Origin of the sequence: Paenibacillus sp. FSL K6-2859, assembly GCF_038008265.1 — a bacterium.
Taxonomy (GTDB): Bacteria; Bacillota; Bacilli; order Paenibacillales; family Paenibacillaceae; genus Paenibacillus_AQ; species Paenibacillus_AQ nitricinens.
The window spans coordinates 1675126-1699187 of the sequence record NZ_JBBOYU010000001.1 but is presented as its reverse complement, the minus strand read 5'-3'; the positions used below and the strand labels follow the sequence as shown (position 1 = coordinate 1699187).

22 protein-coding genes and 1 riboswitch are annotated in these 24062 nt (G+C 45.3%); of the genes, 3 read left to right on the top strand and 19 right to left on the bottom strand.

Translation table 11 applies throughout. The annotated features are described in order from the left end of the window. The 4 genes from MHB64_RS07490 to spoVAC all read right to left on the bottom strand — a co-directional run bounded on the left by MHB64_RS07490 (position 1) and on the right by spoVAC (position 3033). Positions 1-957, bottom strand: coding sequence for an AAA family ATPase (locus tag MHB64_RS07490; RefSeq protein ID WP_076284318.1), 957 nt, complete (start codon positions 955-957; stop codon positions 1-3). 191 nt (positions 958-1148) lie between these two features. Next, positions 1149-1499 (bottom strand): stage V sporulation protein AE, encoded by a 351-nt coding sequence (gene spoVAE, locus MHB64_RS07485; protein WP_036675923.1) that lies wholly within the window; start codon positions 1497-1499, stop codon positions 1149-1151. 2 nt (positions 1500-1501) lie between these two features. Then, a complete protein-coding gene (gene spoVAD, locus MHB64_RS07480) occupies positions 1502-2533 on the bottom strand; it encodes a stage V sporulation protein AD (RefSeq protein WP_094874290.1) in 1032 nt (343 codons plus the stop codon). Beyond that, positions 2530-3033, bottom strand: a complete 504-nt coding sequence (gene spoVAC, locus MHB64_RS07475; RefSeq protein WP_042185955.1) for a stage V sporulation protein AC — start codon at positions 3031-3033, stop codon at positions 2530-2532. The genes spoVAD and spoVAC overlap by 4 nt, the downstream gene beginning before the upstream one ends. A 547-nt stretch (positions 3034-3580) precedes the next feature. Here spoVAC and MHB64_RS07470 point away from each other — a divergent pair. Continuing rightward, positions 3581-4654 carry a M42 family metallopeptidase gene (locus MHB64_RS07470; protein WP_042185952.1) on the top strand — a complete coding sequence of 358 codons (1074 nt, stop codon included), beginning with the start codon at positions 3581-3583 and terminating at the stop codon, positions 4652-4654. A 55-nt stretch (positions 4655-4709) separates the two neighbouring features. Here the strand turns inward: MHB64_RS07470 and MHB64_RS07465 are convergent, their stop codons facing one another. The 9 genes from MHB64_RS07465 to MHB64_RS07425 all read right to left on the bottom strand — a co-directional run bounded on the left by MHB64_RS07465 (position 4710) and on the right by MHB64_RS07425 (position 16892). Further along, positions 4710-5858 carry a mannitol-1-phosphate 5-dehydrogenase gene (locus MHB64_RS07465; RefSeq protein WP_094874292.1) on the bottom strand — a complete coding sequence of 383 codons (1149 nt, stop codon included), beginning with the start codon at positions 5856-5858 and terminating at the stop codon, positions 4710-4712. Further along, positions 5858-6292 carry a PTS sugar transporter subunit IIA gene (locus tag MHB64_RS07460; RefSeq protein WP_341134077.1) on the bottom strand — a complete coding sequence of 145 codons (435 nt, stop codon included), beginning with the start codon at positions 6290-6292 and terminating at the stop codon, positions 5858-5860. The genes MHB64_RS07465 and MHB64_RS07460 overlap by 1 nt, the downstream gene beginning before the upstream one ends. 16 nt (positions 6293-6308) lie before the next feature. Further along, a complete protein-coding gene (locus tag MHB64_RS07455; protein ID WP_341134076.1) occupies positions 6309-8375 on the bottom strand; it encodes a BglG family transcription antiterminator in 2067 nt (688 codons plus the stop codon). 96 nt (positions 8376-8471) lie between these two features. Then, entirely contained in the window at positions 8472-9941 is a 1470-nt protein-coding gene (locus tag MHB64_RS07450) for a PTS mannitol transporter subunit IICB (protein ID WP_341134075.1), read from the bottom strand. 351 nt (positions 9942-10292) lie between these two features. After that, a complete protein-coding gene (locus tag MHB64_RS07445; RefSeq protein ID WP_341134074.1) occupies positions 10293-10490 on the bottom strand; it encodes a hypothetical protein in 198 nt (65 codons plus the stop codon). Between the two features lie 101 nt (positions 10491-10591). Further along, positions 10592-11491, bottom strand: coding sequence for an aldo/keto reductase (locus tag MHB64_RS07440; protein WP_341134073.1), 900 nt, complete (start codon positions 11489-11491; stop codon positions 10592-10594). 134 nt (positions 11492-11625) lie between these two features. Continuing rightward, positions 11626-11940, bottom strand: a complete 315-nt coding sequence (locus tag MHB64_RS07435) for a DMT family transporter (protein WP_042125359.1) — start codon at positions 11938-11940, stop codon at positions 11626-11628. Further along, entirely contained in the window at positions 11941-12288 is a 348-nt protein-coding gene (locus tag MHB64_RS07430) for a DMT family transporter (protein WP_094874297.1), read from the bottom strand. It abuts the gene before it with no gap. Between the two features lie 86 nt (positions 12289-12374). Further along, positions 12375-12483, bottom strand: a riboswitch (guanidine-I (ykkC/yxkD leader). Positions 12484-12716: 233 nt separating this feature from the next. Beyond that, positions 12717-16892 (bottom strand): S-layer homology domain-containing protein, encoded by a 4176-nt coding sequence (locus tag MHB64_RS07425; RefSeq protein ID WP_341134072.1) that lies wholly within the window; start codon positions 16890-16892, stop codon positions 12717-12719. Positions 16893-17246: 354 nt separating this feature from the next. On the opposite strand from MHB64_RS07425, the gene MHB64_RS07420 reads away from it, so the two are divergent. Next, positions 17247-17567, top strand: coding sequence for a hypothetical protein (locus MHB64_RS07420; RefSeq protein WP_280787468.1), 321 nt, complete (start codon positions 17247-17249; stop codon positions 17565-17567). 65 nt (positions 17568-17632) lie between these two features. Here the strand turns inward: MHB64_RS07420 and MHB64_RS07415 are convergent, their stop codons facing one another. From MHB64_RS07415 to MHB64_RS07390, 6 genes are all read right to left on the bottom strand, one after another. Further along, positions 17633-18049 (bottom strand): HIT family protein, encoded by a 417-nt coding sequence (locus MHB64_RS07415; protein WP_341134071.1) that lies wholly within the window; start codon positions 18047-18049, stop codon positions 17633-17635. A 38-nt stretch (positions 18050-18087) separates the two neighbouring features. Continuing rightward, complete coding sequence (locus tag MHB64_RS07410) at positions 18088-20919, bottom strand: glycoside hydrolase family 3 protein (RefSeq protein ID WP_341134070.1); 2832 nt, start codon at positions 20917-20919, stop codon at positions 18088-18090. A 572-nt stretch (positions 20920-21491) separates the two neighbouring features. Further along, positions 21492-22169, bottom strand: a complete 678-nt coding sequence (locus MHB64_RS07405) for a winged helix-turn-helix domain-containing protein (RefSeq protein ID WP_094874734.1) — start codon at positions 22167-22169, stop codon at positions 21492-21494. 393 nt (positions 22170-22562) lie between these two features. Next, positions 22563-22931: a rhodanese-like domain-containing protein gene (locus MHB64_RS07400; RefSeq protein WP_094874735.1), complete on the bottom strand. Its 369-nt coding sequence runs from the start codon at positions 22929-22931 to the stop codon at positions 22563-22565. Continuing rightward, on the bottom strand, positions 22931-23344 hold the full coding sequence (locus MHB64_RS07395; protein WP_256990719.1) for a rhodanese-like domain-containing protein: 414 nt from the start codon (positions 23342-23344) through the stop codon (positions 22931-22933). Before MHB64_RS07395 ends, MHB64_RS07400 begins: the two co-directional genes overlap by 1 nt. Positions 23345-23354: 10 nt before the next feature. Next, positions 23355-23675 (bottom strand): rhodanese-like domain-containing protein, encoded by a 321-nt coding sequence (locus MHB64_RS07390; RefSeq protein ID WP_094874737.1) that lies wholly within the window; start codon positions 23673-23675, stop codon positions 23355-23357. A gap of 102 nt (positions 23676-23777) precedes the next feature. On the opposite strand from MHB64_RS07390, the gene MHB64_RS07385 reads away from it, so the two are divergent. Next, positions 23778-24062, top strand: a complete 285-nt coding sequence (locus MHB64_RS07385; protein ID WP_036675735.1) for an ArsR/SmtB family transcription factor — start codon at positions 23778-23780, stop codon at positions 24060-24062.

The window sequence follows — 24062 nt, the reverse complement described above, 5'->3', positions numbered from 1 at the left end:
TCATTGCCTCATCGTAACAGGCACATGGATGCTCTGCAGAAGCTTTTGAAGCAAAGATTCTACGCTAATATTATCTAGTCGCGACTCTGGACGCAGCAATATACGATGTCCCAAGGCAAATGGAGTAAGGATCTTCACATCATCAGGCAGAACGTAATCTCGGCCTTGCAAAAAGGCATAAGCTTTACAAGCCATCATAAAGGATAGTGAGGCACGTGGACTTGCACCCAGCATTACCAGTGGATGTTCTCTTGTCTGCCGCACAATATCTAACAAGTAATTCAGCACGGGATCGCTCATGAAGATGTCGCGGATCTCTTCCTGAATTCCTGCAATTTGTTCCATGCTTGTTACTGGCGAAAGCCTGTCCACCGGTTGGCCTTCCTGATGGCTCAGCAATAAATTCTTCTCCGTCGCTGCATCAGGATATCCAAGGCTAATTCTCAGCATGAATCGATCTAATTGGGCTTCTGGCAGAGTATAGGTTCCCTCAAAGTCTATCGGATTCTGGGTAGCGCATAACATGAAAGGATGAGGAAGTGGATACGTCTCACCATCTACGGTAACGTTTCGTTCCTCCATCACTTCCAGAAGTGCGGATTGTGTCTTCGTAGTAGCACGGTTAATTTCATCGGCTAGCAAAATATTCGTCATCACCGGACCAGGCCGGAAATGAAACATCTCATCCCTAGGGTGATAGACAGATACACCTGTAATATCACTCGGGAGTATATCTGGATTACACTGAATCCGGCGATATTCACCCGACATTGATCTTGAAAGTGCTCGTATCAGCTGGGTTTTTCCTGTTCCCGGTACATCCTCGATCAATACATGACCACCAGCAAGCAGAGCGGTTAACAGTAATTGTATTTCAAATGATTTTCCAAGTATGCAGGATTCCAAATTAGTGCGTACAGCATTCATAGTGTGCATCGATTCTTGTCGTACGGGCATATATGATCCTCCTAGCCAGAATAAGCAGTATTATTTATATTTTACATGATTAGGGGACCCAAAGTACATTGTTGAAGATCACGAAGTGAGGATACAAAAAAAAACATAAGATGAAACATCCTACAATTTTAAAATAACAAAAAAAGGCTGCCGTCTTTTTCTGACGACAACCTTTTCATGCAGCATCAACTTTACCCCTTCGGCCGTACAACTAAAGCTGCCAAAAAGGAGAACACAATAGCTGACGAGATGCCCGCACTTGTAATATCAAAAATACCCGTAACTACACCGATCCAGCCATCCCGCTCCAGCTCCGTTAATGCCCCATGAACCAAGGAGTTCCCAAAGCTTGTGATCGGGATGGTTGCTCCAGCACCCGCAAATTTCACAAGTGGATCGTAGATACCAAAAGCATCAGCAATCGCTCCGGCTACAACTAGGGTACTCATCGTATGTGCAGGTGTCAGCTTCAATACATCGAACATCAGCTGCCCTATAACGCAAATGGCTCCTCCAATCAGAAAAGCCCATAAGTAAATCATCATTATGCTTGACCTCCGCTCTCTATGGATACGGCATGAGCAACACATGGAATACTCTCTCCCTGCTGATAAGACAAAGGCGATAAAAGTGCGCCCGTTGCCACTATGAGCACCCGTTTAAGTTCACCTTTTTTTAACCGCTTAAGGATATGACCATAGGTTACAACCGCTGAGCACCCGCAGCCACTTCCACCAGCGATCACATATTTCTGTTTCTCCAAGTCGTAGATAAGCAGACCACAATCATTAAAAGTAGTTTGCTCCATAGGAATTCCCTCTTTGGCCAACAGGGTTTTGGCTATAGGTAACCCCACGGATGCCAGGTCGCCAGTAACAATTAAATCATAGTGCCCGGGCGATAGACCTGTATCCCGAAAATGGGCAGTGATTGTATCCGCGGCCGCAGGTGCCATAGCCGTCCCCATATTAAAAGGATCTGTCAAACCAAGATCCATAATACGTCCTAATGTGGCTGAGACCACGACTGGATGGCTGCCAGAGCCGTCATTCTGTCCCACTACAGCACAGCCTGAGCCTGTTACTGTATATTGCGCCGTTGGGGGTTTCTGTGAACCATATTCCGTTGGATAACGAAACTGCTTCTCTACTGTACAGTTATGGCTGGATGTTCCCGCTAGCGCATACTTACCGCCACCAGAATCAACGATCATTGAGGCAATCGCAAGGCTCTCCATAGAGGTTGAGCAAGCACCAAAGACTCCGAGGTAAGGCACACCCAATTTTCTGGCCGCAAAAGAGCTGCTGATAATCTGGTTCATCAAATCTCCGCCGACAAAAAACTCCAGCTTTTGTTTATCGATATTCGCATTAATCAGAGCCAGATGGGAAGCCTTCTCGAACAGAGCGCGCTCGGCCTTCTCCCATGTCTTCTCATCCATTTCCAGAGTATCAAATATAAAATCAAAGTCTGAAGCTAAAGGACCTTCTCCCTCTTCCGGTCCAACTACTGCGGAAGAGCCTAAAATAACGGGACGGTTCGTGAACTCCCATGTCTGACTACCAAGCTGTTTCATGTATGGTGTGCACCTCCTGTGCCCAAAAAGATATAGACGATACCAATTATGAAAGCAGCGACGGCACCAAATACGATGACCGAACCCGCAAGCTTAAACATATTGCCGCCTACACCAAGTACAAGCCCCTCAGCGCGGTGCTCCAGAGCTGCAGAGCACATACTGTTTGCAAACCCGGTCACAGGAACTGCAGTTCCTGCACCAGCCCATTGCGCCATTTTGTCGTACACGCCAAAGCTGGTCAGAATTACAGAGAGTAGGATCATCACCGCGACTGTCGGACTGGCGGCTTCTTTGGAGGTCATATCGAAGATTGCCATAAAAGCCTCCTGAATCCCTTGTCCAATAACACAGATTATGCCGCCAGCAATAAACGCTCGTATGCAGTTTTTGAATACGGGCCTAGCAGGAACAAAAGGCTTGGACAATTTCTCATAATCTTGTGGAGTCAGGGTGTCAAGCTTCAGCTTGACACCCGATTTCTTAGTTTTCGCCGGCATTGAGGCACCTCCTGAAAGTTAGGCGAAGGGGGCTGACAAGCATCATAGTACTCACTTTAAGCCCCTTAAGTTGTTCTTCGCTTAGAAGTTTTCCTTATTGTTTGCCATCCTCCGCTTCGTTATGTCCCTCCAGTTCAGGAAAAATACAGTAACACAACAATCAGCAATAAAAAGAGCACAAAAATAAGTACTGCTTCTCTTTCCCTTGGATTGTGGCGCCAGTATCGTCTGCGCGTTCCGTTTCCTTGTAGGCTCCTACTTGATAATCCTCCCTGCACCCTTCTTGGGGGTACGCTACCCGCTACCCTCATTCATCTTCGCATCCTCTCTAAGGCTCCTGCCACCAAAGCCTCTAATGCATAGTATTCGTGGAGCTCGTGCCCGGTGTTCATTGTCTCTTGTCATGGACAAGTGAGCCCAGAATGTTCATACTAGGTTGCAGGAAGAAATAACGATGTGATCCATTATGGATAACATCCGTTTCTCGTAGAAATATAAGAATGATGTATAAATGTGTTCTTATATTTTAATAAAGGAGTGAATTCATATGAATCAAGAAACATTGGACATGTTCAAAACACTTACCGAATTTCCCTCAGCCCCAGGATTTGAACGCGAACTCCGCGCTTACGTCAAGGATGCTATGACTCCTTATACTGAAGAGTTCGTACAGGATCGTCTCGGTAGTTTGTTCGGCGTATTGCGGGGCGAAGAGAACGGGCCAAAGATTATGGTCGCCGGGCATTTTGACGAAGTAGGTTTCATGGTAACCGGAATTACTAACACCGGAATGATCCGTTTTCAACCACTTGGCGGCTGGCTTGCCTCTGCTGTTGCATCCCAGCGCCTACATATCATTACACCTAAAGGAACGCTGACCGGAGTTGTTGGCAGTACGCCTATCCATTTGCTAAGCAATGAAGAACGTGGTAAGACTGGTGAAATCAGCAAAATGTATATTGATATCGGTGCAGACAGCCGCGAAGAAGCAGAAAGCTTTGGCGTTAGACCAGGCCAACAGGTTCTGCCGATTTGTCCATTCACTCCCCTTGCTAATCCGAAAAAAATCTTGGCGAAAGCTTGGGATAACCGTTACGGCGTAGGTCTCGCCATTGAACTAGTTAAAGCATTGCACGGTAAAAAGCTGCCAAATACCGTTTTCGCTGGTGCCACTGTACAAGAGGAAGTAGGTCTTCGGGGCGCGCGTACTGCGGCTAATCTCCTGTCACCAGACATCTTCTTCGGTCTGGACGCGAGCGCTGCTGCCGATATGACGGGTGATAGTCAGGCATTTGGCCATCTGGGCAAAGGAGCTCTCTTGCGTATTTTTGATCCTACGATGGTTACACATCGCGGTCTGATTGAATATGTACAAGATACAGCGGATACCCACCGGATCAAATATCAGTATTTTGTATCCCAAGGCGGAACAGATGCAGGTCAGGTTCATGTTAGTGGAATTGGCGTTCCTTCCGCAGTAATCGGAATATGCTCCCGCTACATACACACCGCTTCATCAGTGATTCACAGTGATGACTACGATGCTGCTAAAGAGCTTCTGATCAAACTGGTAGAAGGCCTTGACCGGACTACACTACAGACAATTATTGAGAACAGCTAAAGGTAATGCAAAAGAACCACAGTGGCTATTTCTGCCCCTGTGGTTCTTTTGCATTTCATAATTTCAATTGCTCATATTCTGCCATAACCGACTGATGCACCGGATGACCTGAGGCAATGCCTGTATACTTCGTAACGGTTGCCGGAACTCCAATGTCAGCAATGGATGCCTGTAGCTCTACGGCCTCTGGATCATCCTTCACGTCAAACAGCAGCGCTGTCGCCATGGAACGGGTTAGAGCCGAATAGCTCAGTTCCCGGTCATAAGCCTGAAGTGCCGGGGATACGAGCCTGTCGTTCGGCGACAGCTTGCGGATTGGCGAGCGGCCAACCCGGGAGACTTCATCCGTCAACGCCGGATTGCGGAAGCGTTCGAGGATTTTATCGATATATTTGCTGTGCTCCGCTTGATCAAAGCCATGTTTATTCACCAGCACTGCTCCGGTTTCTTCTAGAACTTCCCGGACGCGCGCTGTCAATTCCTCATCGCCCATGGCTTGCTGAATGGTCTCATAGCCACGAAGGTAGCCAAGATAAGCTGCAGAGCAGTGTCCGGTATTTACTGTAAACAGCTTGCGCTCGATATAAGGTTCCAGATTATCTACGTAGTGAATCCCTTCAACAGGGGTATAGCCCGGAAGCATTTGCGATGCATCCACAACCCATTCATAGAATGGCTCTACCACAACTTTGAGAATATCTTCATGCTGCTGCAGTGGCACAATCCGGTCCACTGCTGCATTAGGAAATGCTACAGAAGCATCAGCTTTTCCGCGGGCTGCTTCATCCAATTGTGCGTACACAAGATCTTTGAGCTGAGCGCTCCCGCCAATGGCGTTCTCACAGGCAATCACATGCAGAGGTGTCGAGGAAACCGCCACTCGTCTGCCGATGCCCTCGGCAAGTACTCCGGCGATATGCTTCAGAATTGACACGCCAACAGCTGTCGTAACGAGATCTGCTTCAGCAATGGCAGCAGCTACTTCGTCGGCATGAGTTATACTGCTAAGTGCTGTCACATTTGTAACGGTAACCGTCTCCTGGCCTTCGCTGGCCAGCGTTACCGGGTATTCACCACGCTCCTTAAGCTGGGAGACGAACGCTTCATTCACATCCACGAAGCATACTTCATACCCTGCCTTTGACAGCAGCAGACCAATAAATCCGCGGCCGATATTTCCCGCACCAAAATGGACTGCTTTCATTACTCAACTCCTCCTTCGAAGATGGCAATGACATCCGCAGGTGTCCCCGCACTCATCACCCGTTCGATCGCATCATCTTCGCTAAAGATCATCGCCACATTTGTCAATATTTCCATGTGTCCGTCTCCTGCAGCCGCAATTCCGATTACCACAAACGCAGGCTCCTCCCCTCCAAAATCCACACCATCCGGAAACCGGACGATGGACAATCCTGTAGATTTGATAAAAGGCCGGGCATCCTTGGTCCCGTGCGGAATGGCCAAGCCTTCACCCATGTATGTGGAGACTACCTCTTCCCGCTCTAGCATTTTGGGAATATATTCCTCCGTTACATGTCCTGCATCTACCAGCAGCTGGCCAGCCATAGTGATCGCTTCATATTTATCTTTTGCGGCACCATTCATAATTACTTTATTCTCTGTCAGTATACTCATATGGTTTCTCTCGCTTTCACATTTTATTTTCAAAAAAACGTAGCAACTCCGACGACAAATAGCCTCGAATTTCCAGCTCCGACCGTTCTTCAAGCAGTCTTACAAGCTCTGAATTTAGCAGCAGGGCGCTGATCTCACTAAGCACTTCCAGGCTTTCCTTAGAAAGTTTGCGCGGGGCGAGCATCAACAGAATAACCCTGACTTCGGTATCTCCTCCCAGTAAAACAGGCTCCCGGAGCCGGTATAACGTTATGGAAGACATTAGAACATGGCTGCTCCTTGTATGAAAAAGCGCCAGTCCGGTATCCGGGATTACCTGGCTGGCCATTCTTTCTCGCTCCAGCAGACGCTCCAGAAGAATCTCGGCATCCCCGACGACTCCGCTGCCGTTCAGCAGATCCAGCATCGCGGCGAGTGTCCGGGAAAGGCTCATTCCGCTATTATCCAGCGGATGGAACTGAAAACGTTCCAACAATCTGACTATCTCATCCAGAATTCCTTTATAGCTCTTCAGGCGGTCCAAAGACGCTTCCTCACGAACCGTAGGGTCCGGCTCACCAGCGGTAGGTGTATTTCGTTCCTTCAACGTAGTATTCTGGATGTAATTCAGTAATTTCTCTATTTCTTCCCCGGTCAGCAGGGGGCTGATTTTGATATAGCGGTCTTTATCCAACGGAAGATCAATGGTTGAGATGATCAGATCATAATCTTCCTGCGGCAGGCGGGCTGCCTCATACCAGGAAATATTCCTGAGAATTTCGATCTGCGGCATCTCTTTCGTAAGCCTTGTAGCCAGCAGCCGGGAGGAGCTAAGTCCACTGGCGCACACCAGAATCGCCCGCACATTGCGCCTGAGCTGATTTAGCCTTTCCACAGATGCGCCAAAATGCATGACCAGAAACCCGATCTCTTCATCCGGAATCTCCAGCTCCAGCTGTATATCCTCCACTGCCGCCCGAACTATAGTAAACAGATATTCATAATCCCTGCGAATAGGAACGAGCAGGGGATTACGAATCCTTGTGCCTTCACGAATCCGTTTTAGCGCCGGATCAATATGCTCTAGCAGCCCTTCCCGTAAAGAACGGTCGGTCTGAAATGGAATTCCGGTCCGCTTGATGACACTTTCCGTCAGCCGGTAAACGATCTCCATCAGTTCAATGTCGCCGTAAGCGTAGCCCGCGGAGGAAAAGGAGTCCTGCGCCAAGTCAAACAAGCCTGCGATATATAGAATTTCTGTCCTATGAAATTGAAACTCCAGCGTCTCTCCCAGTCGCCTTACAAAATCCTCTGCATCTGCAATATTGCAGTGATCCGACAGCCGTGAATAACCAGCTTCTTCGGCATTGCTGATGCCCCTTCCGAGTTCCAGCCTGCGTACAGCAACAGATAATCCGAGCAGCAGCTCCATGTAGACAATCTCCGGCAGTTCAGCCGTCCAATTCCATTCCATGTCCCACAGGGTATTCTCAACATCCATCAGATTGCTTTTTCCCACCGTTGACAACAGCATCTTGAAGACCGGATTCCCCTCACCCTGCAGATTGTGCCCCACCAGATCAGACTGATCCAGATGCTCGGCGGCCAATCGGCCAATGGCCCGGCGCTTATCCATCTCGCCTCCGGTTATTTCAACACCGTACCCTCTTCTGCGCACCAGCTGCAGGCCGAATTTACGGACCCACGGCTCCAGTTCGTCAAGGTCATAGCTGACGGTTGCCACGGTAACTTTTAAGGAATGAGCCAGGGCGAACAGCTTCACCGGCTCCTCCGCTTCAAGCAGGGAACATAGCTCATACACCTTACGGTCCTCGCCCGAATATTCTACCGGCTTCTCTTCCAGCAGAAATAGGCGAAGCTCTGTCAGCCCGCTCTCCGAGCCACTCAATTGAATACCTTTTCCCGACTTTCTGATGAGATCCAGTCCAAAATCCTGCAAGACCTTTTCGATGTCTTCCATTTCCCGGTGCACGGTTCTGACGCTGACTCCAGTACTTCCCGCAATCTCTGCGGCCGTGATCTCTTCGTTTGCCTCTAAAAGCAGCGAGATCATTTGACGCTGCCTGGCGGTTATTTTCCTCATGTGGGGAACCCTCGCCTTATATGGAGACAAACGCTGGCTTGGGGGCCAGCGTCTCCTTTTTGATAACAAATATAAATTATCGTTCACCCACTCTCTTTACTTCAAACGTTCCACAAGCTCATCATATTTCGGGCTCTTCAGGAAGTTATCAATAGAGATGTGCTCTGCGTTAGGGTTTCTGGCAATCGCCCGTTCGGTCAGAGTCTTCTGGGTCACTACAATGTCTGCGTCAGACGGAATCTCGCTGACTGCGGAGTTAACGACGGTAATGTTCACCCCTGCGCTCTGCAGTTTCTTCCTTAGAACAGACGCGCCCATGGCACTAGAACCCATTCCAGCATCACAAGCGAAGACGATTTTATTGACGTCAGCTTTGTTGCGGACATTCCCAGCTACGTTCGCAGCAATTCCAGGAGTTATTGCATGATTCACAGTAGTTGCTGATTGAGCGACAGTACCTGCAGATTTCATTTCTCTCACTTTAGCTGCTGCTTCTTCCAGATCATCCTCATCTTCGTTATTCTTACGGCTAGTTTTCAGTAGCAGCGAAGCAATCAGGAAAGATACAACAGTTGCAACGATTACACCTGCGAACATCGGGAAGAATCCACCTTTTGGCGTCATTGCGATGTAGGCGAAGATACTACCAGGAGAAGGTGAGGCTGTAAGCCCTGCACCAAGCAATTGGAACGTAAATGTACCTGTAACACCACCACCGATAACAGCCAGGATCAAGCGAGGATTCATTAAGATGTACGGGAAGTAAATCTCGTGAATCCCACCCAGGAAGTGAATGATTACGGCGCCAGGAGCAGACGATTTTGCCGATCCGCGTCCAAAGAGCCAGTAAGCAAGCAGGATACCCAGACCTGGACCAGGGTTAGATTCCAGCATGAACAGGATAGATTTACCTATTCTCGCAGATTCCTCTGCCGCAATTGGACTCAGTATTCCGTGGTTAATCGCATTGTTCAGGAACAAGATCTTGGCTGGCTCAATAATGATGTTAACGAGTGGCAGCAGGCTATGGTTAACCAGGAACTGCACACCATCGGATAGCAAATTGGTTAGACCTTGTACAAGGGGTCCGACTCCTTTGTATGCCCCGAGAGTCAGAAGACCCCCTATAATACCAAGTGAGAAATTGTTAACCAGCATTTCGAAGCCGGCTTTGATTTTGCCATCAACTGCACGGTCGAATTGCTTCAGTACCCAACCGGATAAGGGGCCCACGATCATTGCGCCGAGGAACATTGGAATGTCCGAGCCGACAATAACGCCCATCGTCACTATAGCCCCGATTACACCTCCGCGTTTACCATGTATCATCTGCCCGCCGGTATAACCGATCAGGAGTGGCAGCAGGTAAGTAATCATTGGACCTACTAATTTCGCCAAGCTTTCAACAGGAAACCAGCCTGTAGGAATAAATAATGCCGTAATTAACCCCCAAGCGATAAATGCGCCGATGTTCGGCATCACCATTCCGCTTAGCATACGGCCGAATTGTTGAACTTTCACCCGTACACCACCGGATGAACTTTTCTGTGTTGCTGTTGTGGCCATTTAAAATGCCCCCTTTAATTATTGAATGGGACCCTTCTTTACTTAAATGCATTAAAGGTTATCCCTTATGGTCACATCCTAAATTAAAACGCTTTCTTTGTCATCAAATTGAAAACACGGTTTCGGCATGATCATTGTTGACAACATTTAAGAGTTCCTGCCACAGCCCATACAGAAGCCAACTAGCTTTTGATCCGACCCGGAAAATAAGGATGGTTTGGATTTATTTACTTTAGCGGTTCAACACCTCCAGAAGAACCTGTTTCGTTATTCTGACCAGTGAGACTTATATCTATGAAATAAACCTTGCGTTGCACGCTAATCCCTCATCTTCCCAACTCCCTCGTTCCTCTAAACCAAACCTGCTCCGGATGCCATCACTCCGATTGCCCATCCGCACCCTTTTCCAAAAAGCAGCTTATTTACCTTACCAGCCATGTACAAGGGTTCAGACCCAAGAAAAAACGGAAGCCTGCGAATGTTCGCAAGACTTCCGTTCCTGATCAGCTCCTCTGCCATCCACAGGCTCATCATTATAACAAGCACCATTCTCTTAGACCCTCCAATATCCGTATGATCACAGCCTACATTGGATTTATCACAACTAAAAAAGCCCACCTTTTCGGTGAGCTTTTTTGGCTAATCTGATCTTAAATTATATCCAGCGGAACTTTCCAAGATGGTATTGGGAAGGCTTCATCAAGCTTCCATCTTTCTTCTTCACTTAGCGTAATTAAACCTGCAGAGGCATTCTCAATGACATGTTCACGAGAAGATGCTTTTGGAATCGTAATGATATCCTCTTCGCGAATCGTCCAAGCTAACATAATCTGAAGTGGTGTTACGTTATGAACACGGGCGATTTCCTGAACGACTTCACTCTCGACCACTCCTTTTCGGAGTGAACCTGCTTGAGCAAGCGGTGAGTAAGCCATTACCGGGATCTTGTGACTTCTCTGCCATGGCAGCAGTTCAGTTTCAATTCCTCTGGACCCTAGATGATATAGAATCTGATTGGTTGCACAATGAGTTCCCCCTTCAATACCAAGCAGCTCTTTCATATCGTCGATATCGAAATTGGATACACCCCATCCTGCTATTTTTCCTTGAGAGACCAGTTTCTCCATTCCTACAACAGTCTCTTCTAGTGGGAAATCCCCCCGCCAATGCAGCAAATAAAGATCAAGATGATCCGTATTCAAGCGTTTCAAGCTTTCTTCACAGCTGCGGATAAGGCGCTCACTACCGGCATTATGTGGATAAACTTTTGACACCAAGAAAACTTGATCCCGAATGCCTTGGATAGCCTCACCCACTAAAAGCTCCGAGCGTCCGTCCCCATACATCTCAGCCGTATCTATTAAATCCATGCCTAGTTCCACGCCTAATCGCAGGGCAGCAATCTCTTCCTCCCTACGGGAATTGTCGTCACCCATATTCCAAGTTCCCTGCCCAATTCTGGGAAGTGACGTTCCATCTGGAAGCAGTATGCGGTTAGATTGGTTCATTTTTGTGATTTCAGCCAAATGTTCGATTGAATCCTTAGTCATATTAAAAATCCCCTTATTGAAGTATTGTATACTTACTTTATACGACCTATAAGAACCTTTCTAAACATCTGAATCGTGTCCAATTTATAACTAATCGCTCTTTTGAAGAGAAAAAGTAAAGATTGAATACTAAACTAAGCTATCAGCTTTAGTCCCACAGCGGCCCCCAGAATCATAATAATACAGACGATCCGGCGCCAGTCTTTGGCCTCTCCATACAATATCATCCCCAGAATCGCTCCGCCGGATGCGCCGATCCCCGTCCATACCGCATATGCTGTTCCCATCGGCAGACTCTTCATAGCTAAAGACAGAAACAGAAAACTTGCTCCGAAACCAAGAAAGAGCAGTGCGAACGACAAGAAATTCCGGTGTTTATTCAACCTATTAATCATAGCTACTCCAAACATTTCAAATAAACCAGCAACGACCAGAAATACCCATGCCATTTAAGACTCCCCCTCTACTTCGGCTTCTTTGGTCACCATTTTCAATCCTATAACGCCTGCCAGCAAAATAACCACTAGAACCAGCTTCATCAACTTGAACGGTTCTCCGAATAAAACCATGTCCGCAACTACTGTACCTGCAGTTCCTAGACCAACAAACACGGAGTATACTGTACCGACCGGCAATTTGGTACTCGCTGAAATCATCACATAGAAGCTTATTATTATAGCTACCACAGTTATCAGCCACTCCCACATCGTGGAGGCATGTTTTAAGCCAATGACCCACATGACCTCGAAAACAGCTGCACCAACTACCTTTAACCACTCTGAATTGTTGTTCTTCATTCCAAGCCCTCCTTCAATTCACTAACTTTATAATTGCCCACGAAACAAACAAATAAGCCCGGAAGGTCATCGTCATTTATAACGATACCTCCCGGGCTTTTATCCCTCCGTGTAAACACGAACGATGCTGTTCGTGCGTTTTCCCTCGGACCAGACCAGCTGTGTACCAGCTACGGAACCCTAGAAAACAATAACTATTAAGTTACATCGTATGGTAGCAAATCGGGGTGATAAAATCAACCCTTTCTATATAAAATTCTGACCAGAATTATTGGTGAGTACATTACATTCCAAGCAATTAAATTTACATGCTTCTTCTGAAAGTGCCATATAGACAACAAAAAAGACACCTTGAGGGTGTCTTTCACTTTAATTCAATGCCTATAGAACGAGATGTGAACCAGAAAACCCACAATTCACCGACTTCTTTATTCGGCATTTGTAAGCTTCAGTACCTTCATCAATTGGTACAATAGCAACGCACTTTCTTGACGCTCAGTTTTCTTACCCGCCTGAAATTGAAATGGACTGTTCGTCGGCAATATTTCATTATCTTGGGCAATAACATAATAAGGCTTTACCCAATCCGGCAACTTATCAGGCAACACAGGTGAAGAGGTTTTATTTACTGTAGTGTCCGTTTTGCCATACTTCAGCGCGTTGACCAGCATAACAATCATCTCTTGATGCGTAATTTCTTGACTCGGGCGGAAATTCCCATCCGCAAAGCCGTTTATGAGGCCAGCGTCGACGGCTGCATTTACCTGCGACGAATACCAAACTCCATTCTTAACATCCTTAAAGCTTTTAGAAGCCTGAAGCTTCGGCATAATACCTAAGGCACGATTAAGCATGGCGGCAAATTCAGCACGCGTGACAACCGATTCTGCTTTGAAACTTCCATCAGAATAACCTTTAATGATACTTCGGTTAGCTAAAGCTAAGATACTGTCTTTAAATGGATTGCTGTTATTCAAATCATTAAATTGAGCATGGTTTTGAACAACAGTATATACAGAATTCCCCTTACGCTTCATAGTCACCTGCAAAACTCCATCCTTCCATTCCCAGGTGGTCGGAACAGGAACGTAGGTCTCAGTGACCAGATCATAAGTTAGACCTGTATAGACGGCCTTTGCATCTTGGTTTACGTTGAATTTCATCATATGACTGACATAATCAGAGAAACTGGAAAGAATGCGATCCTGACCGCTTCCAATCAGCTTAACCTGATACTCCATTGGATATCCCAACGTAATACTAGTAGAGTTGCTTAGTTGAGTAGTCAATTTGGCTTTGTAGTCGCTTGCAGCTTGAGCAATCGTAATGACGACCCTCTGCTCCGAACCACTGTACCCGGAAATTGCCGAGAACAATGAATTTACAGGAAGCTGAAGCTTGCCCGATGATGATTCCAGAATAAGTACAGCTTCCTTCGAGTTATTATTAATATTTGTTAACAAACTTAAATCTATCTGGAATTGGCTGCTCTGAGTTGCCGTTTTTTCATCAGCCTTAATAATGATTAACGGATTTTTCTTAAATTCAGGATCGTTCATTGCCTTTGAAATAAATTCAGCTGCTACTTCAGTCAAAGACGAGCGGGTTCCATCTATGTTTTCTTTGATTGTTGTTACTACCTTGGCACTGTCAGTAGGGACCGCACCCGTGCTGCCACCGCTATCAGTTCCACCGCCGCCAGTTCCACCGCCGCCAGTTCCGCCGCCACCAGTTCCTCCGCCACCAGTTCCTCCGCCACCAGTTCCTCCGCCACCAGTTCCGCCGCCGCCAGTTCCGCCGCCACCAGTTCCTCCGCCACCAGTTCCGCCGCCGCTATCATTTGTAATAGGAGGTACAACGACTAAAGTCCCCATACTTTCAATTTTCTTAGATGATTGCCTAGTTATAAGGAGTTTCTCCCCCGGATATCCAATGTTAATAATAGTAATCGTAATAGTAGTCTTGTCCGGATCAACGATCCCGTAACCTAGTAAGCGGGTAAGTCGTTCATTGTAAACTCGAACGATATCTCCAGCAACCAGGTTATTCACAACGATGTTATCCGCTTGCACCTGGTATTTATGTACAGTAATGGACGATACCAGGATATCCGCTGTCACTTTATCTTCAAGTATTGCCCTGCTATAGAAAGGAGGAATGAAATCATCATTTTCCGTGAAAACACCGAGTGCTAAAGCTTCCTCCGGCACATTTCTTTCGGAAATAGTAAGAGAGTAACTCTTTTGCCCACCATTAACAATAGCGATGGCATCTCCAAGCGCACCTTCTTCGTTAATAAAATATAAGGAATAACGGGCACCTGGTAGTTCAGCTGTTCCAGGTTTCCATGTCACTGTACCTGTAAATATATTGATGTCCGAATTCGTATCTGTAATTGATAAGTCCACAGGCAGATAACTTGGTGCATCATAGATAGGGGCCGAAATATGAATATCAAGTGTCCCCTCACTGCCATAATTGTTAATACCGACAACCGGATAAAGCCCAATACTTACTGCTCCAGTCGGCAGGCTCGAATATGATATTTCATAAACTAAGAATGAATCCGTTGATAATTCTGAGTTCTTATATATTCCTACTTGCTTAAGTTTATTTCCATTCTGATCAAGATAATATGCGGCATAACCCGTAATCCCATCCTGATCAGCCGGAGGTTCAAAGGACAGATATCCGTCAATTATACCGGAGGTTAAATTTTCATCCACAAAAACAGCATTAGAAGGAATGCGAGCCTCATTCATGACTGTCTGCATCTCTCCAAAGCTATGAAATTTATATAATCGGTTATTACTAGATATAAAAATAGTTTGATCTGTATCAACATATGCGTGTTGCATGTACATCAATAAATCATGAATTTTAGTAAAGCTGTCTCTGTCGTAGACGGCTCTGTTACTAAACACAAGACTGCCACGAGCATAAATAATTTTTTCTGGATAGGTTCCATATAATATGGATGTTTGGGTTGCATCGATCCTACGACTCCCATAATATAAATTGTTTCCATCCAGGAGGATATTGGAATTATAATAACCACTTTGTATGTCTTGTCTTTCAATTAACTTGAAATTTTGACTGTTATATTTATAGAGGGAGAAACTATCTACGCCATAGAGGATCTTTTGATCTAGGTCTAGTGTGTAACTGTCTGAATTATAAATCCCTGCACTTTTTTCATTGTACACCGCATCTGTAACATTGCTATAGACAGACGATGTCACGCTGATGCCACCATCAAATACCCCGCTATTATACAGAATCCGATTATTGTTATCAGGATAGACTTCAAACGGGTAGTGCTTAGTGGTAATTTTGGCAGTGGCTGCTTCTGATGGAATACCACCTTCCAAATCCATAATATTGATATGATTTTCACCCTTAAAGATGACATAAACTTTGTTATTGAAAATTTTTATGTCAGTTGGGTTTGAACCAATAAACATCTTCTTTACTACACTCAAATCTTCCTTATTGATAACAACAAGTTCATTGGTGCTTGCAACAATGGCATAAATATACGGGGACTTGTCCGTAGTAGCCCAATCCGTAATCATTTGATCGCTTTTAATAGAATAAGAATCCGTGGTAAGGTTTACAGTTATTCTTTGTGGTATCGTAAGATCGATTCGACTAATCTTTTTTGCATCATCATACCAATTCTCTATGCCTCCAAGAAACGCATAGCCGTTCGAGTCGAGCAAAGCAAACCTTTTGTTAGAAGGAAATAGAACTAACGGAGTATATGTATATTTATCGTACACTCCTTGTGTAGTAAGAACATAGGCGTCAGATACATCCAAAATTACAGCTTCGAGATAAGTATAATCGTCATTCGTTCTTGAATAAGTACCAGTGGTCTCTATCAAATTCCTTTTATTGAACTGATGCCCACCAAAATATACGAATTGATCATCAATAAATATATGCTTGAGAGAAATAGAAGAGCCACCAATTTCCATATTGTCATCAATGTCCTGACTGAGTAATGCTCCGGTTTCAGCGTTTATAGCCTTGATCCCAGCATATGAGGATAATTCACCAACATAAAGTGTATTGGAAGACTCATCAACTGCTAGAGTAATATTATTCGTCATAAAATCAGTGAATAATAAGCTGCTCGTTCGAGTTACCTTATCATATTTGTAGATTTTCCCATCACCAGTCCCGTAGAAAAGATGAGTGGAAGTAGCAGCAACCGCATTAGGTACTGTTTTTGTTATGATTGTGTCCGAAATTTGTTGAGTGGAGAGGTTAACCGTTTTTATCATCGTCGCTCCGGAAAGCGCAATCTGCAAAGATTGCCCATCCTTTGCAATATAATAAGGGTTCGAACCTACATTCAGCGTTTTCTCAATCTTAAGATCACTAAGCCGAATAAAATAGAGATTATTTTCCGCACTAGAGATGGCATAGATATAACCTGCATTTTCATCTAATACCCAGTCCGTCAAATTAGCAGGAAGCTCGAGTTCTAGCGACGCCGGTGAGGAATCTGCACTGGCGGTGGGAACCCCAACTTCCAGTGAGTTAATCAGTAAAATAAATAATAAAAGTAAAATGAAATAATTCTTCCCCTGTTTCATGTGCGGCGCCCCTTGTATTTTTTTGTAATTCTAGCAAATTTGATAATACTATAGAATACCAATATTTTCTACTTCAATTTAGGACCCTGACCTCTTGACAGAGTTCGTAATCCAAAAATTAAACTATAAAGAAGCAGAGCCCTTGTAGAACATCTTCCCACAACACTGATAGCCAAGGCACTGAGATTGATTAACCATTGAGAACAAATCCATGCCGAGACTATTTTCCTCTTTTTGGTAGCATCAGCGAATCAAATCAACTAGCCTTCCACACTTTTTTAAATCCATTTATTCAATATTATGGTACAATTTAAGAGAATATAGCTTATAATGAACAACTAGGAGGGCGATCTAATGGTCTTTGGGATACTGTTTATTGGAGTTATTGTATTTATAATCATACAATCCGTAGTTCGTAATGGTTCAAGCTCGAACAGCAACAGATTTGAGGGAAATAGACGTGATGATGCCGCCAGCATGTCTTTTATGGCAGCTAGCCATCCAGATCTGCTGGATCCAAATAATTCGAATCATTCTAATCAACACCATCACGGGGGTGGCTCCCATCACCATTCTGGGCATGACAGCGGTCATAGCTGGGGCGGGGATAGCGGGCACAGCAGCGGGGGAGATTTCGGTGGCGGAGATGCTGGTGGCGGTGGCGGATGTGATTAGAGTGTTACTCTATAACAAAAGGAAAGGGCATTCCTGATATTACTTCAGGAATGCCCTTTTTATGTTTAGTCCTCTTTTAATATGTCAAGAATCTTTCTTTGCGTCTGACTCAAAAACTTCTCAGCACCGTGCGGGTGTAGTGGTTCACTCCAAACAAATCCATCGCCTTCGTATCTAGGGATGATGTGCATATGATAGTGGGTCAAATCGTTAAACTTTCCGCCATTTTGGCAAATGCTTATGCCATCTGGTTCGAACAAAGTCTTCAGAACAACTGACAGCCTCTTCGCCCCGTCCATTATCGCATAGGAAGTCTCTGAGTCGATTTCTTCGAGATCCCAGTAATGCTTTTTAGGAAGGATCAGAGTATGCCCTTCATTAAACGGAGCTATATCTAGCACACAAGTAATAAATTCATTCTCATATACTACCTTTACGTTAGACTCAATTCCGTTAGCAATCCGACATCCCAAGCACTCCATATGTGCACACTCCATCCCATAATCAAAGGTCATCTCTATTATTGTTTAAATTCAAACCGGCTGAGAAGCACCTCGCCGTTAAAAACTACATAAACATCGCTAGTACCTGTCTCCACGGATACTTCGCCTTTCAATGTGCTCCACTGTTGCAGAACTCCACCAGAAGGGACGGTCACGGTTCCAGCCAGTTTCCCAGCTGCGCTTCCGGTTCTGATCTCAATGCTACCACCTTTTGCGGAGGAGACCAGAGCTTCAATTGCTACTGCTCCATGATCGAACAATACGTCATTAAAAGCGATCCAAGCGCCCTCTTTTACCGGATATACCGAAGCCCCGCCTGCTTTGCATTCGTCCAGATATACACCTTCGTAGTCATCATAGTTCTCTGCTTTGGTGTTGTTATATAAATTCCGGGAAGGAATGATGTCCCCTTTCACCGTTACTACTGAAGATAATTTAATATCAGCAGAAGAACGACCAATCAGAATCGTGTATTCTCCATTTTCGACGCAATATTGCTCACGTGTGACATCCCAGAATGCCAGCTCGGAGACTGGTAGAACAAACTCTATTGTACGCGATTGACCTGCGGCGATACTCACTTTTTCAAAGCCTTTCAACTGTTTAATCGGACGTTTAACCCGGGAATTCAAAGCCTGCACATATAACTGAACAACCTCATCCCCATCGACTGCTCCAGTATTATCCACTTGAACGGAAAGTTTAAGCCTATCTTCTTGCTGCAGCTCCTTTGTGTTCAAATTTAGATTCTTGTAATTCACTTCAGCATAACTTAGGCCGTGACCAAAAGGATACAATGGCTTACCGTCAAAGTACATATAGGTTCGTTTACCTTTGATAATATCATAATCCATCAGCTCAGGCAGCTGCTCCACAGAACGGAACCAAGTCATATTCAGTTTGCCGGAAGGACTGTAATCTCCGAACAACACTTCTGCAACCGCATTGCCCAGCTCTTGTCCACTGTGGGATGTATACAAAACTGCCGGGATATTCTCGTCAATCCAAGTGGATGAAATCGGATAACTGCCGACAATAACTACCACTGTATTCGGATTCGCTTCATAGACTGCTTTGACCAGGCGCTCCTGCTCCTCTGGAAGCACAATATCGGGTCTGTCGATTTCTTCTTTTCCGTTAAGAAGCGGATGATTACCGACAAAAACCACTGCCACTTCAGCTGCTTTGGCAGCTTCTACCGCAGCGTCCAGTCCGTTTGTAACGATGTTCTTTTTAAAAAGACGAGCGTCCGCACTTGCATCCTGATCAGCAACCTGCAGCTTGCCATCCTCCGGATTTACGGAGATCAGTTTGTCATTCCAAGTCCGCAAAGATACCGTATCCTTGGTTTCAGGTACGATGTTAATGGATTCTTTTACAAACCACCCGTAAATTTCGTCCGCAGATGCTGTAAGAGTCTCCGATTCGCTTAAAGTTACATATTGTCCACGACTCGTCGCCTTCAGAGTATTGCTAGTCCAGCCCCAAGCGGTATGTTGGAACAATTCTCCGTGCTCTGCTATAACATGTTGTACAGCCAGCCTTCCGTCCTCGCCCGTAATTCCAATGGCTTGACCGCTTGCGGCTGAGGTAAGAATGATCTGATCTGCGCCACTCTCAAAAGTAACGTGTTTACCAGGCAGCTTTTTGCTAACACCCTGCAGCGGAGTCACTCCATAAGGTAATGTGCCGGAATACCAGTCTCTGAATGCTTCATCACCAAGCGGACCAATAATCGCCACTTTGTTTAATTCGGTCTTATTCAATGGCAAAGTAGCTTGCTCATTCTTCAGCAGCACAATGGATTGTTTGGCAGCTTCCATGGACAGTGCGGCATGTTTTTTGTTAAGAATAACGGAATCGTCGATTGCTGCGTATGGGTTCCCTTCAGCCGGGTCAAACTCTCCCAGACGGAAACGAACTCTAAATGTGTTAGTTAGTGCACGATCCAGATCTTCCTCTACTAGTAGGCCTTGGTCTAGTGCTTCATGAAGAACCTTGATCGTCTCTTCGGTTTCTTCTGTTACGCTGTCAATTCCGTTTTTGATAGACTCAGCCATCGACTGTGCAAATGATTCATAATACTTATGATCCTTCACAATCCCAAAAAGATCGCCGGCATCACTTACGATAAAACCGTCCATGTCCCATTCGCCTTTGACAACATCTATCACTGCTGGGTGAAGAATAACAGGCACGCCATTCACCGAGTTATAAGCGGTCATCATGGACTGTGCGCCTCCTTCTTGAAAAGCAGGCTTAAATGCTTCCAGATAATACTCGCGCATATTTCTCGGGTCGATGCTGGCGGAACAGTTTCCTCGTTCGATCTCGTTGTTGTTCCCTAGGAAGTGCTTAAGCGTTGCGACCGCTTTCAAATACACCGGGTGATCGCCTTGGATTCCTTGAACAAGAGATGTACTGAGTTGTCCAGTTAATTCTGGATCTTCACCGTAAGCTTCTTCCGTTCTACCCCACCGCGGGTCACGCTCCATATCCACCGTTGGTGCCCATAACGTCAGGCCATTCACCGTTGGATTCTTTTTGTAAAATGCTCTTGCTTCATCTCCAATGGCCGAGCCGATTTCCTTCATTAGCTCTGGGTTCCAGGTACAAGCCAGTCCGCTCGGCTGAGGAAAAGAGGTCGCTTTTCCAAGCCAGGAGATTCCGTGTGCCGCTTCTGTACCGTGTTTATACGCTCCAACACCTAAACGCTCTATGGCCGCTTGATACTGAGGGATCAGACTTACTTTTTCATCTAGCGTTAATCTGGAGATCAAATCCTGCACTCGGTCATTTAAGGGTAAATCAATCTGTTGAAATGGATATTTAGATGTCACTGTTTCCATCAAAATCGCTCCTTCGATTCAAGTTGATAGCGGTTTCATATGTTCTCGAGGTAGTTATCTGTGTTTAACACAAATCTGGTCTATCAACCTAATCATAGAAGATTAGCTCGATAAGTAACACCTTAACAATCTAAGCGAAAATCAGGTCAAAATTAGAGATTTATGGGGGGCTTCGCTCGCCCGTATCCATAAGTGAAGTGAGATGCGGATGATAACGGGGCCAGGTGGATTGGAGAGGGCTGATCGGGGGTATTTCTCCCCCTCTTTTGCTCATTTTCCGCCCCACGACCCCATTCTACGGGATTTATACCGTTCTTTTGCTCGTGTTCCGCCCCACGACCCCATTCTACGGGATTTATACCGTTCTTTTGCTCGTGTTCCGCCCCACGACCCCATTCTACGGGATTTATACCGTTCTTTTGCTCGTTTTCCTTCCCACGACCCCATTCTACGGGATTTATACCGTTCTTTTGCTCGTTTTCCTTCCCACGACCCCATTCTACGGGATTTATATCGTACTTTTACTCATATCTCGCCCAATAGCTCTATTCAACGGAGTTTATACCGTTCATTCACCACATATGAAAATCACTAAAAGAATGAACATATTCATAACGACAAACTCTACCGCTTACCTGGGAAACTACCGGATTGAACCTTCCTTTCTCAGAGAGAGACTTCATATACTTCCTAGCCGTCCTAAGATCAATCCCAAGCTCCCTCACCAAATCAACCGGCCGGATGCACCCATTCGAACGCACAGCAATCCGTAAAATATCACGTTCCAGTCGGCTAAACTCCCTTTTCTCCTCCATTTTCACAGCGAGGTACGGCATCAGCAATGGTCTTAACAAAGTAATCGTAAGTTCAGGACTCGCATCCAGATCATCATAAGGAATAGCGACCACCCGATAACCCGCGATTTGCAGATAAGTCTCTCGATTCAGCTCCTGCCTGTAGCGCGTTCGGTCTGTATTTTGTACATGTGGGCCGTAGCCCTTTACTTCAAATGCAAACTTAACCTGTCCAGGCTTCCACACAAAATCAACAAAGTAGGGCTTGCTACGCCAATCCACCACTTCGTATTCAGGATGAAGGTCATTGAAATGCCCCATCATAGGCCACCATACTTTCTCCAAAAACATCCGCTCACCATGGCCATGTCCCCGCTCCAATCTCCCCCGACGTTCTCCTGTTCTTCGACTAATATGATCCTCTAACCACTTACGATGCTCTTCCGCAAATCCCATACTTTACACTCCTCCTTGGCATAAAAAAATCCCGCACCCAATATGGGTACGGGACGTGCTTCATCCTATTACTCAAAAGTATAGTATTCACTTTCTAATACTGTCAATAACACTCAACAGCCAACACTAGATCCAGCTAAATAAAACTTATCCAGCAAAAAAGCTAATTAGTTTAAAGTACGTAGCGATAAAGTAAGGTCAGCTAAGTTAGCTAAATACAGCAGTTCAGTTACAGTAAGTTAAATTAGTGCTAACTAACCTAGTTAGCACAGTTAGAGTAATTCATCTACATTTGCCTCACCACAGCATTCAGTTCCATTAAAAAAGCTAATTGGTTTAAGTACGTTAAAGCTACCTCAGGTGAACTATGCTCAGTACCAAATCCCCTAAAGCCTACCGTCGACTCAACTTCCCATCCCAGCTGCTTACCCCGCCCTGCAAATGTGCAAGCCGAGTATACCCCTGCTTACTCAGAATCGACGCTGCGCTTTTGCTTCGCATACCGCTGCGGCAGTAGAGTAACACATCCCGATCCTTCGGGATCTCACCGAGCCGCTTTTCCAACTGAGACAGCGGGATGTTTTTCGCCCCCGGAATAAATCCACTCTTGTATTCATCCGGTTCACGGACATCGATCAGCAGCTTATTTTTGGATTGCTCCATTTCGCTACGAAACTCTGCCACCTTCAAGGTTTTTACCCTTACAGTTACACTTTCGCTTTTGCCAAATCCAAGACGGGACATTAATGAGCTTAAATCCATTATCCTTCACAACAACCTTTCACCGAAATGTCGGAAAGCGTTCTTTTATTCCCTAAAAAATCACCATTTACCGCATATAACTTTCGAAAGCCCTGCTTATAAAGAATTCTCGCAGCTTTGTTTCTTTTATAGTAACTATCAGCAAGAATTAGAATCGAATCGTCCGGAGATAGACAGTGCTGCCAGACATAGGCTAACCGCCCTATTGATATATTTATCGAGCCACGGATACTTTCCTTCTCATAATCTACGGCATCTCTTACATCGAGCATTTTCATATCCAATGTTTCATCTGCTAATTCTCGAACGTCGCGGGCTTCTACATAGGAGAGTGAGCGCACTGGCCAAACGGAACGTAAGAACCTTACAATACTAAAAGCAATTAATATACTTAGTAGGATCCTAAACACCATATTCACGCTATTACCCCCGTTCCAAATAATCATCCGTCCAAGCACTTAATCCACCCATCATATTCACAACATTATATCCCTTTTCGCTCAGCAGCTCACATGCCAGTCCACTTCGACCACCACTTAGGCACATCACAATCATCTCATCATTAGGATCTAGTTCATCTATACGCATTAACAGCTGTCCAATCGGAATATGCTTAGCACCAATCACATGTCCTTCCACATATTCAGCGGGTTCACGTACATCAAGCAGCGTAGGAGTCTCTCCATTCTTCAGAAGTTCCGCGACTTGCTGTGGGGTAATTTCCTTTGAAATTTTAAAAGACATCGAGCATCTCTCCTTCTCTTTTTTAAAAAATAACTTGATTTTCATATCACTATATCATAATATTACGATATAAGGATATTGTAAAGCGAGGAGTTCATAACCATGGACAAAAATTTCAAAGCCTATAACCAAACCGCCGAAACCTTAAAGGCTATCGCTCATCCCGTTCGCTTGTGCATCATTAAAGGACTGCTTGAAAAAGGCAGCTGCAACGTTAGTTTTATGCAGGACTGTCTCGACCTTCCACAATCTACGGTATCCCAACATTTGCAGAAGCTTAGATCGCTTGGCATTGTGGAGACCGAACGTAATGGACTTGAAATTAACTATTCTGTGAAAGACGAGAAGATCAAACATTTAATTCAGCTATTTCTTGGGGAGGAATAA